This window comes from Actinomycetota bacterium (genome assembly GCA_012837825.1).
Taxonomy (GTDB): Bacteria; Actinomycetota; Humimicrobiia; order Humimicrobiales; family Humimicrobiaceae; genus Humimicrobium.
Map to the genome: position 1 here is coordinate 1 of DUQM01000090.1, position 15665 is coordinate 15665.

A 15665-nucleotide genomic window follows, 5' to 3' on the forward strand; every position below is an offset into this window, starting at 1 on the left:
TGAAGTTTATGCTTTCAAAATTAAATGAAAAGGTCAGAGCCTGTGGATTCAGGCTTACAAAGGAAAGGGTCAAAGAAGGTGTTCTTCATGTCTGCGGATATCTGATAGATTTCCAGCTTTTCAGAAAACTGAATCTCAGCTTTATGCCGGAACTGCCTGATTTTGATATCGGAGACAGAATAATATATGAATTTATGAAAAACGGCTATGAGATATGCCCTATAAGAAATACTTTTGATGATGAAAATCTTATTGAAATTATTCCGGATACTTTGAAAGTAAAAAAACTGAATGTAACGCGTGCTTTTGATGATGATAATAATGTAATTTACATGCATCTTGGTCGAGGTATTTTAAAATCTCAGGGTAAATATGACAATCCTTCAAGGACAAATGCTGAACAATGGATTGAATATATTAATACTTGTCTGCTATCAAATATTTCATGTCAGAAATTAGATACCGTGTATGTCAGTGGCAGTGAAATTTCTTACGATTATAAGAATTTTGATCTGGATGATTTTGTCATTCATGAATTTTTTAAAGATAAAATCAAAAATCTTCCCGGAAAATCAAGGATACTTTTTGTTAACGGGAAACCTGATTTTAAATTGAATAAAAATATAATGTCTCTTTTTACAGATAAAACCGGAAATCCCTTAACTGTTTTTTATAACTCTCCGGATTATGAGATAAAGCAGCAGGAATTTGACTGTGTGGTTTTCAGCGATATTGATTATATAAACAAAATCGAAGAAGAAGATCTTTCACTTGTTTTTTCGACATTAAGAAAAGGCGGTGTTTTTATAGGGATCCATCATTATGAAATGAATAAGAATGTCGCTGATAATGAAGGAGTAAAAATCTATCTGAACAAAGTATCGGGCATTTTATGGAAATCAGGTTTTAGGGAAGTATGTATTGAACAGATGGGGAATGAAAGATTTACGGATTTTAAGGAAAGATTAAATAAATATATGCAGGTTAATATAAAAAGAGGTATAGAAGAGAATAGTAAAAAATTCCATGAGATTGAGGGAAGGTTTCTTTCAAAAGAGTTAAATAAGTTGTTGAAAAATTACAATAAAGAAATTGATTTTAAAAAATATATAAATGTCCCGGATAATATAAATTTTGGCATATATGCAGTCAAGTAAGTGTTTGAACAAGTTTCCGGTTTACCTGTATGTATATAGATTTAAATAATTTGTATGAAATTAAATAAGGAAAAATTCAAAAATTTTAAAAGCACAATGCTTTATAAATACTTCAAGCATAATTTCACAGACAGTATTTACAGCATATTAAATCTTCTTGTAGCGTCACTGGATGGATTTTTTCTTAATATAATACTTGTAAGATATCTGTCACTTGAAGATCTTGGCAATTATAAAATATTTTTTTCTGTCTTAAACATACTGATTATCTTTTCAATAAACGGATTAAATACATCGGTTTCAAGATCTGCTGCCAAAAAGTATAACAGGTTTTTCATAACAGCCACAAAAATAAGCGCTATCGTAAGCTTTCTGGGAACGATGATAATGATAGTTCTTGCGCTAACATATTACAGGGGAAGTGGCGTAAAGTGGCCGCTGCTTTATGCATGTCTCTTTGTTCCGGTTTATTTTGGTTTTAATATCTGGGAAGCATTTTACTATGGTGAGAAAAAATTCAGGCTGATATTTCTGACAAACCTGGTGCTTGCTGTAATCAGATTCGGCACCTGTGTGTCAATTCTGTATTTTTTAAGAAACTATGTTTTAACTATTGTTGCTTATGTCGGAATAGTATCGGGTTTCAACTTTATAATGTTTCTTAGAATATATAAACGGGTTAAACCTGAAGAAAGAGATGTTCCCAAAGAAAAAGAGCTTATAAAACACGGATTAAAGATAACAGGTGCAAGCACTGTATCAGTTATTGCCAAGAATATTGAAAGACTTATTCTGGATGGTGTTACAAGTGCTTCAATGGTAGGCATTTACAGCATAGTAAGTGTTTTCCCTACATTTATAAAGAATGCATTAAAAAATCTTGTAAATGTTCCAACCGTTAAGCTTGCTGCCTACTCTGAAAAAGATAATCGCAGGATTTTAAAAAAAATGCTTGTATGGATTTTTATTGCCGGGGTTGTTATTGTTGCAGTTTTCTGGCTTATAACTCCTTTTCTTTTAAAATTCTTCTTTAAACAGACTGATCCTAAAATGTTTCTTTACGGACGGCTACTTCTAATACCGTTATTATTTATGCCTATAGATATGACAATAAAATATATGGCGAGTTATCAGGGCTCGGGTTCTAGCCTGTTTAAATTAAGTGTTTCGACCGATATAATCAAGCTGGCCAGTCTTGCTGTATTTATTCCGATTTACAGGATTTATGGAATAATCATAGGACAGATAGTGGGAGAATTTCTGTCATTTCTGACTCTGAGTATCTGGTTTTTAAGAACAAATAAGAAATTTGGTATAAAATAGCTAAAAATATAATTTTATTTTTATAAAAAATACGTATAAAAAATGAATTATCAGCTTGGCATTATCACAATAAATTATTATTCCGAGGATCTTCTGGGGAACTTTATTGACAGCCTGCGCAGTCAGTCATTTGATAACTGGTGCCTTGTTGTGGTAAACAATGGAAGCAATGCTGATATTGCAGAACTGATAAAAAACAAAAATGATTCAAGATTGTTTTCCATTGAATCAGGCGGCAATCCCGGCTATGCTTCAGCAAATAATATCGGTTTTGATTTCCTTAAAGAAAAAAATCTTATAAGCAATAAGTCTTTTTTATGCTTTTCCAATCCTGATATCGTTCTTGAAGATAAAGACGTGATTATAAAGCTTATTTCAGGCATGCAAAAGCATAAAGCTGATTTTATAGGGCCAAAGATTATCAATCAGGATGGAAGCTTTATGCTTCCTCATCTTAAACCGGGCAATTATTTAAAGACTTTTTTCCATCTTGGAAATAATGGCCTTGCCGACAGGATTTTAGGCTATAATAAGAAATTAAAGAAAATGGAAGAAGCTGTTGAAGTATTTATGCTTAACGGCTCTTTCTTTATTGCCGGATTTAAAGCTTTCGAGCAGGCCGGAGGGTTTGACTCAAACACTTTTCTTTATTATGAAGAAGAGATATTTTTCAGGAAAGCAAAAGAATCAGGATTAAAAGCAGTTTATGAGCCTTCAGTTAATGTGAAGCATTTTAACTCAGCAACTGTCCATGCCCTGCTTGGAAGTGCCGGGAAAAAAAGAACAGTATATAATTCAGAACTTTACCTGATAAAAAATATCCTAAAGGCTAATGCTTTTCTTGTTTTTTTGTTCAGGCTTGAAAGAAAGGTGGAATACTGGCTTATAAAACTGACCGGTATTTTTCGTAAAAAGTAATAAATAAAATTATTTTAAATATCTGACAGGAGAAAAAAATGACTGGGAATAAAAAGATTGCGCTTGTCCATTACTGGCTTACAGGAATGAGGGGCGGAGAAAAAGTAGTGGAATCAATTTGCAATGTTTATCCTGATATAGATATTTTTACGCTTGTATATAATAAGGATAAAATATCTGATAAAATCAACAGCCACAAAATAACCACGTCTTTCATACAGAAGATACCTTTTGCCAAAAAGAAATACAGAAACTATCTTCCTTTAATGCCGGTTGCAATAGAACAGTTTGATTTGTCTGATTATGATATAGTTATCAGCTCGGAGTCAGGCATTGCCAAAGGAGTCATAACCCGGCCCGAGACATGCCATGTCTGTTATGTCCATACTCCCATGAGGTATTTATGGAATATGTATTTTGATTATCTAAGGGATGAGCGACCCGGTTTTTTAAAAAAGAATTTTATACGGTATTACTTTAATTACCTTCGTCTGTGGGATTTTTCCAGTGCATCAAGAGTTAATTATTTTATGTGCAATTCTGATAATGTAAGAAAAAGGGTGCTTAAATATTATAATCGTGAGGCTGAAGTGATTTATCCGCCGGTTGATGTGGATAAGTTCAGATATACAGAAAATAAAGAAGACTATTATCTCATTGTAAGTCAGCTTGTAAGCTATAAAAAAGTTGATCTTGCCATTGAAGCTTTCAATGAACTTGGCAGCAGGCTCGTAATTGTAGGAGAAGGTCCCGAAATGAGCAGACTCAAGAAGCTTGCCAAAGGCAACATTGAATTTGCAGGCTGGCAGCCAGGCGATTCGCTTATAGATTATTATGCGAATGCAAAAGCTTTTGTTTTTCCGGGTGAAGAAGATTTCGGGATAACGCCTGTGGAAGCCCAGGCAAGCGGAACACCTGTAATTGGATTTGGAAAAGGCGGACTTACCGAAACCGTAATTGATAAAAAAACAGGAATACTTTTCAAAAAACAGACAAAAGAGGAACTGACAGCAGCAGTAAAATGCTTTGAGGAAAACCCGCAGCTTTTTGTTCCTTCAGAGATAAGGGAGAATTCTCTCAAATTCAGCAGGGATAATTTTGAAAGCAAGCTGAAAAATTTTGTTGACAGGAAATACGAACATTATAAAAGTGTTTATTTGCAATAGTTTTGATATCATATATTAAAACTGAAACCGGTTTATTTCTTATGGTATTTTTCATTTTCGGGTAATTGAACGAGTGCGCAAAGCGGTATTCATATTTTTTATCAGATACAGATTGATATTAAATAATTTATTAACAATCATTTCCGGGAGAAAAATTGTCTGAAAGCAAATTAACCGATATTAATATACCGAATAAAAAGAGGGAAAGAATTTTCGGAATTCTCCTCTTTTTAAATGATGTAATATTTCTTGGTCTGGCTTTTTATCTTTCTTATGTATTCAAATTCAAGATAAACAATCTGGAATTTCTGGGCCCCAATGTCCGGTATTATGTATATTACTCAGTTATTGGCGGAATCATAATGCTTGTATTTTTTTATTTCAGGAGGCTTTATTCATTCAAGAACCTTTACAGGGGGATGGGAGAGAACCAGGGAGTAGTGCTTGGAGTTGTCGCAAGCATTTTTCTTGTAATTATTTTTAACTACTATTTCAACAGGGATTCTTACCAGCTTTCAAGACTCTGGATAGTTTATATAGCACTGCTTCCGGCAATTTTTGTAATGGTAAGCAGATTCTTTGCAAAAAAGATAATCTTCAGAATACTATCCAGGATGAATATTATAACAAATCTGCTCATAATCGGAATAAATGAAGAGGGCAAAAGAATTGCCAGGACTTTAAGTAAAAACAAGATAGAAAAAATAAATGTCATTGGCTTTATTGATGATAGTGAAAAAAGCCATAAAGCACTTACCGGAGCTGAAGAGGATGGACAGAATCTTTTAAAAACCTTTGATGAAAACAACCGGGTCGATCTTGAAGAATTCAAAATACTGGGAAGTATGGAAAATGTTGAAAGCATTATAAGGCAGAATAAGATAAACAGAATTATCATATCATCAAAACACATGGCTTATTTTGATGTGCTTGACCTGATGGACAAGGTGAAGGACTTAAATATTGAAGTCCAGATGTCCCCATCTCTTTTTGAATTTTCAGTTTCAAGAATGAAAATGTTTGAAGCAATGGGTATTCCTCTTATACAGATTCAGAAAGCAGGGATAAGAGGAATAGATATATTCTACAAATGGCTTATAGATTATGGGATCGGGATAGTGATTTTTGCTTTATTCCTTTTGATACTTCCTTTTATTGCCCTTGTCATAAAACTTGATTCAAAAGGACCTGTCTTTTACCGCCAGGAAAGATACGGCAAAGATTTCAGAAAAATCAGGATATTCAAATTCAGGACTATGAGGACAGGTGCGGATAAGGAAAAAGAAATAATCGCCAGTCTTTACAACAGGGAAGAAGGATTCAAGATAAAAGAAGATCCAAGAATAACAAGATTCGGAAAATTCCTGAGAAAAACTTCTCTTGACGAAATTCCCCAGATAATCAATGTAATCAAAGCTGACTTAAGCATAGTTGGGCCGCGCGCTCTTGCAATACAGGAAGGCGATATGCTTGAAGAGTGGGAAAAGAAAAGAATGCAGGTCAATCAGGGCATTACAGGTTTGTGGCAGGTCAGCGGAAGAAGCGATATAAGCTATGAGGAAAGAATGAAGCTTGACCTTTACTATATACAGAACTGGTCAATCCAGCTTGAGATAAGAATAATACTTCTGACATTTTTAAAATTTTTCCCGGACCGAAGCGCATACTGATATGTATTACAGACAGACTGATTTAAAAAAATTCAGGAATCTGAATATGTCTTCCTATATCAGAAATGCAGTGTTTTTCTTATTTTCATTTATTTTCATCTCTTTTTATTACAGTAAAATATTTTCTTCAAATAATATGCTCAGCCTTGCTGCTGCAGTGACCGGCCTTGCAGTATACATAGTGTCGCTGATTAATATTAAAAAAGGCGTTTATTTTTTTATATTTCTTATTCCTCTTTTCGGTTCTCTGCCAAAGATACTTAATGCTCCTGAAACACCTGTAATACTTTTTTTATTCTTCTTTCTTTTTCTGGCTTTTTTATTAAAAAAAGCAAAAAATCATCTGATGCTTGCAAAGAGAGAATATCTTCCCGGCTTAAATGAAAAAGGCGAGTTGGCAGACAGGTATTATTCTTATGCAAGCCATTATCCGGATAACAGTTTCAATATAGCAGTTTTATTGTTTTGTCTTCTTGCATTTGTATCTGCTGCCGTAACCGTATGGCGGTTTTCAAATTTCTATCCATTCATCACCGGCAATTATTATAATTTTAAGGTAAATACTCTTGGCCAGGGTTCAACTGATTCAATTTACTGGACAGTAAAATATTTTTTTAACTATATTGCCGGATTCGGTCTTTTGTATGTGATAGTCAACACTTTTAATAGCATAAAAGACATCCTGAAAGCATTTTTGGCAGTTTTTATTTCCGTTATTCTGATTTTTGCGGTATTTTTCTATCAGCTTCTTGTAAATCCTGCTTTTGGAAATTTTCAGATGTGGGTGGATGCCCAGAGATTTAATTCTGTTTTCTCCGATCCGAATTCTCTTGGCAATTTCATAATAATGGTTTTTCCGGTTTTGCCGGGACTTATGATTTATTTTAAAAAATGGTGGCAGAAACTTTTAACACTTGCCTGCATTGCCATTATCCTTGTTCTGTTTTTGTTTGCCGGCTCAAGGAATGCTTTCATAGGAATATTTTTATCAACGCTTGTTTTTATAATCATCTTTCTGATAAGAGGGCTGGTAAAGCTTGGCAGAAAAATAAGATTTAAGACAAATCCTGCAAAAACGGCAGTTATTATCACGATAATCGCCATTCTTATAATCGGAGCATTGATATCGCCTTTTTATATAATAAAAAAGGGCGGAATACTTGATGAAATTGATAAGCCCAAAACAAATATCAGTCTTGTAAACAGAATGGTATCCACAATATGGATGTCTTACAATACATATGTCCTGGCTGACCTTAAGGAAGCATTCAAGTCTGTTTCATCTTTCAGGTATGCCCTCTGGAACCAGGCAAGAGATATGTCAATGGATTTTCCGGTTACAGGAGTAGGAGCCGGAGCTTTTATAATTGAGCTTCCGGACTATTATGAAAGAAATAAAAGCGAAGTAAGGGAAATAGATTATGCAGGAAATTACTACCTTCAGCTCATGTCAGAGCTTGGAATCCCAGCATTGCTACTCATGCTTTTTATATTTTTTGTCGTTGCAAGAGATGCAGGCCTCTGTCTGGTAAGGAATAAAAAAAAGAAAGATTTTTCAATAAATAAAAAAACAGGGAAAGTTTCAGTAAATGGAAAAGAAAATAGAGACAAATGGCTGCTCACAGGTCTTCTTGTCTCGTTTTCTGTAATGGTGCTGATTCTTTTTCTGGGTCCGCATATGAATTTTTTTGAAATATTGTTTTATTTTTATCTGCTTATAGGACTTATCTTTGTATTTATAAAAGATTCAGAAATATCAGGACATATTAAAAAAACCGTGGCTGGCTTTAAAAAAATAAATCATGGCAGCCATATCAAAAATGTTAATGAAGATGAAAATAATTATGAAGGCAGCAAAGGCCGCGGAATAACGGCAGCAATATTGATTGCCGCCATAGTATTGATATACATGGCAAATTTTCTTTTCATATCAGTAAATAAAATATCCATTGCCAACAAGCAGAACAGTTATGGCATTGATAATAATTTTGGTTTTTACAGTCAGGAAAAAGCAGATAACCATATTTACAGATGGACTTCATCAGATGCAGGACTGACAATTAAAAAGGAAAGCAACAGGCTTGTCATTCCTCTGAGAGCTGCAAATCCCGATATTGAAAGTAAAAACCTGGCAGTAAATATATTTGTAAATAATAAAAAGGAAAGAAAAATTATTTTTAATGATAATGAGTGGAAGGAAACCGTCATAGACGTTTCCGGATATTATGGCGAAAATATATCTGTAATATTTTCCTGCAGCATGACATGGTGTCCGGAAGAGTTCGGCATCAAAGACGGCAGAAGACTCGGGGTGGCAGTGGGAGAAATCAGGTTCCCGGACTGAATTATTATCTCTTTTTCAAATAATATTTTTAAAAAAATAATCAATGGTTTATTATTTTTAAGTATTTAAATTTTGGATTTTAAGTCAGATCTACACTATATGGAAGAGGTAAAAGAAATATCTGTTATTATTCCTGCTTTTAATGAAGAGGGAATTATACAGAGGACCATACTTGAAACTGCAGAATCATTAAAAAGTTTTGGAATTAATGATTTTGAAATAATCATGGTCAATGACGGAAGCAGCGACAATACGCTTGCTGCCACGAAAGAAATACAGGAGCTTCAAAGAGATTTCGTAAAAATAATTGATTATAAACCAAACAGGGGAAAGGGATATGCATTAAGAAGGGGGGCTATGCAGTCTATTAAGGAAATAGTTGTATTTCTTGATGCTGATATGGAGCTTCATCCCCTGCAGATAAGAAATCTTTTAAATAAAATGCAGGAAAGTGGTTCGGAAGTCGTAATAGGCTCAAAGAGAAGCAGGGAATCAAAGGTAAGCTACTCATTAAAGAGAAAAATATTCAGCAGCGTCTACTACTATTTTGTCAAAATTCTTTTCGGCCTGCCCCTAAGAGATACACAGACCGGATTGAAATTGTTCAGAGCTCATGCTTTAAAAAGCATACTGGGCAGACTTGTTATCGATAAATATGCTTTTGATCTTGAGCTTCTGATTGCGCTTAACAGGAAAGGTTTCCGTATAGATGAGTGTCCTGTTGAAGTAACCCAGGTAAGGCAGAAGGGAAGGATCGGCATGAGGGATATTTTCCGGATGCTCAAAGACACATTCAGAATATTTGGCAGGCTTTACTTTAAAAAAGCTTACAGATAATATTTTTTACCTTAAACATAAATGCTATTAATGAATGGGGATATTTTTAATATTAAAGCCTGTATTTTGGGAAAGGCGCTAATTGCCTGTATTTCAGAAAAGATGCTAGTTTATTATAAAATAAAGATTAATACTTATTTTTTATATTTTATAAGTAAATTTGTTGACATATTTAATTATTTATGCAATTATATAAAAAAATTAAAACATGCCTTATTTTTTAATTTTTTGTTTTGAATCGTAGTTTTTTTATACAGTAATTTAAAAGTAATAACATAGTTTTTATCATAGAAAAAAAATAGAAAAAATGAATGAAAGAAAGTTTGTAAAAACTTCTTTTTGGTTTGTAAAATCAATAAAACTGTTTCTTGTAATATTTTTACTATGCATTTTTTGTGCTTTGATGGTTTTTAATTCATCATGCTCATCTTCTTCGGCCTCAGAAACTTCAAAAATTGATGTTGAAAGCAGCAATGAAAATCAGAAGAGCCAAACCGATAAGGGGCAGTCCAAAGAAGAATCCGGGGCAACTGAAAGCACCAAGGAAACTGCTGAAGAAGAATCTGCCACATCCTCAAGCGAAATGGTTACCACAACTACCAAGGAAGGCCTGACGATAAGAGTATATTATGCTGATGCAGAAACCATATATCTGGTTGGGGAAGAAAGACTTGTAAAAGGCTCTCATAAGTATTTTGAAGCTTTTATTGAGCTTATGAAGCCCCCTATTACTCCCGGGCTGATAAAACTTATTCCGGATACCGCAAAAGTAAACAAAATCACCAAAGATGATTCAAATATTGATATTGATCTTTCCCAGAGTTTCATAAATGACAGATTTAAAAGTGATTCGGTTGATATGCTGCTTATATATTCAATAGTAAATACCATGACTGAATTTCCTGAAATAAATACTGTTACTTTTCACTTTGACGGAAAAAAAGCAGATACATTCGGCCAGATGGATTTAAGCGAATCTTTTTACAGGGATACAAGCCTGATAAAGAAAAATAACTGATGCTTTAATAGTTTTAAATTATTTTTTAAATTAAAAGTTTAATAACAATTATAGAAATTAATAACAATTATAGAAAAAAGGTAATAATTATGGAATTTAAAAAAATATTGGCAAACACAAGGAACAGAAACGGTACCGCAGTTTACCGGACAAATGGAAGCAGGCTGAAAAAATTTATTTTCCTGTCTATTATTTTCATTTTTGTATTTACACTTGTTTTTGCCAATCTGGGAGTAAAGGAAGTGCAGGCAGCGCCTGTTTCGGTGTTCATTGATCCGGGACACGGCGGCTCAGACCCGGGTTGTGTACAGAACGGCTATCAGGAAAAGAATATTAATCTTTCTATCGCTCTTAAAACAAAAGCAATACTGGAAGGGTCGGGATACAGTGTTATTATGCGAAGAACCGGAGACACAGGCATGGCTCTGGATGATATCATAAATATGGCTAATGCAAGCGGCGCAAATCTTCTGGTTTCCATTCATTGCAATTCTGCTTTGAATCAGTCTGTTCAGGGCGTGGAAGCTTACTGGAGCACCAACGGGGGAGCAGGCTCAAGCCAGTTTGCAACCTCGATATTTAATTCTGTTGTTTCCGCAACCGGAAGGCCGGGCAGAGTATTAAGATCTTCAGATTTTAAGATTGTCAAATACACTACCATGACATCAGCCCTTATAGAATGTGCATTTTTATCCAATCCTGAAGAAGCAGCGCTCCTTGCAAGCGATGATTTTCAGAACAGGGTTGCACAGGGAATAGTAAACGGTATACATGCCTATGTAAACAGCGCCGGAATTACAGGAAATGTAAATACCGGTCAGGAGGTTTTAAGAGGAGATGTGCTGATGAATATTGATGTTCCGGCCGGAAATTCCAATGTAAGCGGAACAATAAATCTTCAGGGATGGGCTCTGGACAGAAGCGCAACAGTTACTTCCGGAATAACTGCAGTTCATGTTTATGATGGTCCTGCAAATGGTCCGGGAAATCTGGTAGGAATTGCAAATTATGGCATCGACAGATCTGATGTGGCAAAGGTCTATGGAAAGCCTAATCTTGCTCCATGCGGATTTGATCTTGAAATAAATACTTTAAATCTCTCAAAGGGTGCTCATGTACTGCATGTATATGCGCATAATGAGGCAGTAGGGTGGAGATATACTACTGTGAGAATAAATGTTGTAAATGATGGAAGTCCTTCGGAAAATACTTCATCGACACAGGCCGGCGCATCGACACAGACAGCAAACCAGAAGAGCACTACTCAGACTACAAGCTCGGTTTCAACATCTTCAGGGCCAAAAAAGACTGTTATAAATATAGATACTCCTGCAGCAGGTTCTTCAGTAAACGATACCTTTACTCTTGCAGGATGGGCTGTTGAAACTTCTTCGACAAATTCTACCGGTATCACAGCTATTCATGTTTATGATGGTCCTGCAAATGGTGAAGGCAACTTCCTTGCTGCGGCAACATATGGAATTGACAGGTCGGATGTATCAAAAGCCATGGGCAGGGCTAATTTCCAGAATTGCGGTTTTTCTGCAGATATAAGTCTTGCAAAATTGTCTAATGGTTCCCATACCTTATATGTTTATGCATATAATGAAGCAATAGGATGGAGATATGCAACTGTAAAAATCAATGTAGGCGGTGGAGGCGGAGGTATACAGACAGCAGGTATTTCGGCAAGCAACGGTTCTTCCGGAACCCAGACAAGCAGTACCAAAACAAGCCAGACCACAACTGTATCAGGTTCCAAAGCCATAACGATAAATGTTGATACTCCTTCAAATGGTTCGGGTGTGAACGGAGGTTTTACAATATCAGGATGGGCAGCCGACAGGAATTCGTCTTCAGGCACTGGAATAACTGCAGTACATATTTATGATGGTCCGGCAAACGGTGCACAGAATATGATAGGGGTTGCAAATTACGGAATTGAGAGACCGGATGTGGCAACCGCTTTTGGCAATGGCAATCTGGTATCCAGCGGTTTCAGTCTTTCTGTTGACGGCTCAAGGCTGGCTAATGGAAGGCATACTTTATATATTTATGCAAACAACCCGGAACTGGGTTGGAAATATACGACTGTTAATATCGTAATCGGCGGATCCAGCGCGACAGGCGGAACGGCCATTACAGGCGGAACAAATATCGTCGGATATGTACCTGTAAGCGTTGACCAGCTGCTTAGACCTTTTATTAACAGAGGTTCAGGACAAATTGACAGAGCCAGAAGGCTGGCTGATCTATATATCAGGTGGGGGCAAGCTTTTAATATCCGTGCCGATATTGCTTGGGCGCAAATGTGTCATGAAACGGGATTCCTGGAATTTACCGGTGTTGCAAAGGCAGATTGGAATAATTTTGCCGGAGTGGGGGTTACAGGACCTGGCGCAGTGGTCACATTTGCGTCTGAGGAGCTTGGAATAATTGCGCACTACGCGCATCTTGCATGGTATGTATATCCAAATCATGTTAACGGTTACTGCAGCAGCACCTATGATCCAAGACATATAGGAGCGCACAGGTTCAATGGCGACAGTTCGATAAACTGCTTAAACGGAAGATGGGCTCCTGCGGGAGATTATGCAAATAAGATAATTGCTTTTGCAAATCAGATATGGCAGTAATACAGTAAAGAAATAATTTAAAAGATAAAGAACAGGGTCCTGAGTAATTATAATTCGGGACTCTGTTCTTTTTAATAAAGCCGGTTTGTCAAAATGCCTGTCATAAGATATTGTTCCGGAGGAGCTGTTTTTTACTTTTTTAATTTAGGTAATAGGTTAAATAATGGTATAATAGTTCAGATTTTAAAAGCTATTAATCGGTCTTGAATTTTAATATTTAAGTTTTTTATTTTTTAAAAAGTGTTAAAATATCATACTTTAATTTAAATTGACAAGGAGAGCATCATCAAATCGAATACCCTGACAAATGTAAGAAATCTCTTTTCTTATCATGAGCTCATATTCAGTCTTACAAAAAAAGAATTGAAGGTAAAATACAGAGGCTCTTTCCTGGGATTTTTCTGGTCGCTGATAAACCCGCTGCTTACAATGCTTGTATATACTTTTGTTTTTTCTTTTGTGATGAGGCTTGGAATAAAGGATTATGCAGTTTTTCTTATTAGTGCGCTTCTTTCGTGGAATTTTCTTTCCAATTCAGTAAGCTACGGGGCAAACTGCATTGTTGCCAACAGCAATCTTGTAAACAAGATCTATTTTCCAAGAGAAATCATTCCGCTTTCAGTTGTATTTGCAAATCTTTTTAATTTTATACTGGAGATGGCAGCTCTTTTCATAGTCCTGATATTTCTGGGTTATAACTTTTATGTTTATCTTTACTGGCTGCCGGTTCTGATAATTGTTGAATTTTTTCTTGTTGCGGGCCTTACTCTTTTGGTATCGGCGCTGAATGTATTTTTCAGGGATCTGTCACATCTTATAAATATTCTTATAATGTTGTGGTTTTTCGGAACGCCTATCATTTATCCGATAAATATGGTTCCTGAAAGATTTCAGGCGATACTGAGATATAATCCCATGACGACAATAACATCCATGTTCAGGAATATGTTTTATAATGTCAAATATCCTGAAAATCTGATGTGGCCGACGTGGAAAACAGCGGTTATTACTCTTGCAGTGGTGGCAGTGATTTTCATGCTGGGTTATTTTATCTTTAAAAAACTTGAACCGCGGTTTGCTGAAGAGATATAGCCTGTAATCAGCGGTCAGGACTTTTGAGATGATGAAAATCATCCCTGATTACAGAATTTGAATATGTTTAAAATGACTGAAGGAAAAATCTTAATATATGACAGAAGAAAATAAAGAAAATTCAAGAGAGAGCAAAGAAAGCAAGGTTACTAATTCTGTCTTGTCCAGAGATGTAAATGATTATGCGGTTTGCATAAAGAATGTAACCAAAAGATACAGGATACATTATGAAAAAAATCCCAGCCTTAAGGAAACAATAATTCATCTTCGAAGGACCAAATTCATCGAATTCCTTGCGCTTAATGACGTTTCATTTGATGTCAGGCGTGGTGAGACCCTTGGCATTATAGGGCCAAACGGCTCAGGGAAAAGCACCATGCTCAAACTTATTTCAAGGATACTGAAGCCCACAAAAGGAGAAGTGATTGTAAACGGCACGATTTCTGCGCTTCTTGAGCTTGGAGCCGGATTTCACCCTGATCTGACAGGAAGGGAAAACATATTCATAAATGCTGCAATACTTGGAATGAAAAGAAAAGATGTGGAAAAGAAATTCAGCGAGATTGTGGCATTTTCAGAGCTTGAAAAATTTATAGACATGCCGGTCAAAAATTATTCTTCGGGGATGTATATGCGCCTTGGATTTTCTGTGGCGATAAACGTAAATCCGGATATCCTGCTGGTTGATGAGGTTCTCGCAGTCGGGGATCAGGCTTTTCAGGCAAAATGCTATAAGGTTATTTATGATTTCATAAAGCAGGGCAAGACCATAATAATAGTTTCACATGATCTCGGAACAATACAGGATTTATGCAACAGAGTAATATTTTTAAAGAACGGCAGAATAGAACAGATGGGAGGCCCTGTTGCTGTGGTAAACTCCTACAGAAAATATGTGGAAAATATTGAGATAGAGAGAGCGCATGAGCAGCAGAAAGAAGAGCGGAAAAAAATATTCCAGACAATCATAGAAAATAATCAGAAAGTAATTTCCGGCGAAGATATAGACAGGCTGGCAGCTACCAATCTTGGGAATAATGTGATCAACAGGTTTGGCTCAGGCGATGCAGAAATAACAGATATAAGGCTTCTTGACAGCAAAGGACAGCAGATAGATTACTGTAAATATGGAGACGAAGTAAGCATTGAATTTGATGCTGTTTTCAAAGCCGAAGTTGAAGACCCCATTTTCGGGATAAGAATAGTGGATTTTAAAGGCAATACTGTTTACGGTACCAATAACAGATTAAATAATATAGTGACCGGAGTTCTGAAGGATGGAGACAGGGTAAAAGTAGTCTTTAAGAATACAATAGTGCTTATGGGCGGCATGTATTATGTCTCTCCTGCTGTAGGTTATAAGGATTTCAGGACTTACTGCGATTGGGTCAATAATATGCTCACCTTAAATGTAATAAAACATGAGAAAGCTGAAGGGATTGCCGATCTTAATACCAGCATGTCCATACTGAGAAATAACTGACTTTTAACATCTTTATTTGTG

11 protein-coding genes are annotated in these 15665 nt (G+C 35.7%); all 11 read left to right on the plus strand.

The genetic code is table 11. The annotated features are described in order from the left end of the window. Window positions 1-8 precede the first annotated feature (8 nt). The 11 genes from GXZ93_06880 (at window position 9) to GXZ93_06930 (ending at window position 15644) form a co-directional block, all read left to right on the plus strand. The gene (locus tag GXZ93_06880) at window positions 9-1157 is read left to right on the plus strand and encodes a hypothetical protein (protein HHT79496.1); all 1149 of its coding nucleotides are present in this window, start codon (window positions 9-11) and stop codon (window positions 1155-1157) included. Window positions 1158-1211: 54 nt separating this feature from the next. Then, entirely contained in the window at window positions 1212-2480 is a 1269-nt protein-coding gene (locus tag GXZ93_06885; GenBank protein HHT79497.1) for an oligosaccharide flippase family protein, read from the plus strand. Window positions 2481-2522: 42 nt separating this feature from the next. After that, window positions 2523-3398, plus strand: a complete 876-nt coding sequence (locus GXZ93_06890) for a glycosyltransferase family 2 protein (protein ID HHT79498.1) — start codon at window positions 2523-2525, stop codon at window positions 3396-3398. A 38-nt stretch (window positions 3399-3436) separates the two neighbouring features. Beyond that, entirely contained in the window at window positions 3437-4564 is a 1128-nt protein-coding gene (locus GXZ93_06895) for a glycosyltransferase family 4 protein (GenBank protein ID HHT79499.1), read from the plus strand. Window positions 4565-4719: 155 nt separating this feature from the next. After that, complete coding sequence (locus GXZ93_06900) at window positions 4720-6234, plus strand: sugar transferase (GenBank protein HHT79500.1); 1515 nt, start codon at window positions 4720-4722, stop codon at window positions 6232-6234. Window position 6235: 1 nt separating this feature from the next. Beyond that, window positions 6236-8578, plus strand: coding sequence for an O-antigen ligase family protein (locus tag GXZ93_06905; GenBank protein HHT79501.1), 2343 nt, complete (start codon window positions 6236-6238; stop codon window positions 8576-8578). A gap of 99 nt (window positions 8579-8677) precedes the next feature. After that, window positions 8678-9415 (plus strand): glycosyltransferase, encoded by a 738-nt coding sequence (locus GXZ93_06910; protein HHT79502.1) that lies wholly within the window; start codon window positions 8678-8680, stop codon window positions 9413-9415. Window positions 9416-9722: 307 nt separating this feature from the next. Next, the gene (locus GXZ93_06915; GenBank protein HHT79503.1) at window positions 9723-10433 is read left to right on the plus strand and encodes a GerMN domain-containing protein; all 711 of its coding nucleotides are present in this window, start codon (window positions 9723-9725) and stop codon (window positions 10431-10433) included. Window positions 10434-10522: 89 nt separating this feature from the next. Continuing rightward, window positions 10523-13069 carry a hypothetical protein gene (locus GXZ93_06920; GenBank protein ID HHT79504.1) on the plus strand — a complete coding sequence of 849 codons (2547 nt, stop codon included), beginning with the start codon at window positions 10523-10525 and terminating at the stop codon, window positions 13067-13069. Window positions 13070-13432: 363 nt separating this feature from the next. Beyond that, window positions 13433-14161, plus strand: a complete 729-nt coding sequence (locus GXZ93_06925) for an ABC transporter permease (protein HHT79505.1) — start codon at window positions 13433-13435, stop codon at window positions 14159-14161. 97 nt (window positions 14162-14258) lie between these two features. Next, complete coding sequence (locus GXZ93_06930; protein HHT79506.1) at window positions 14259-15644, plus strand: ABC transporter ATP-binding protein; 1386 nt, start codon at window positions 14259-14261, stop codon at window positions 15642-15644. Window positions 15645-15665: the final 21 nt, after the last annotated feature.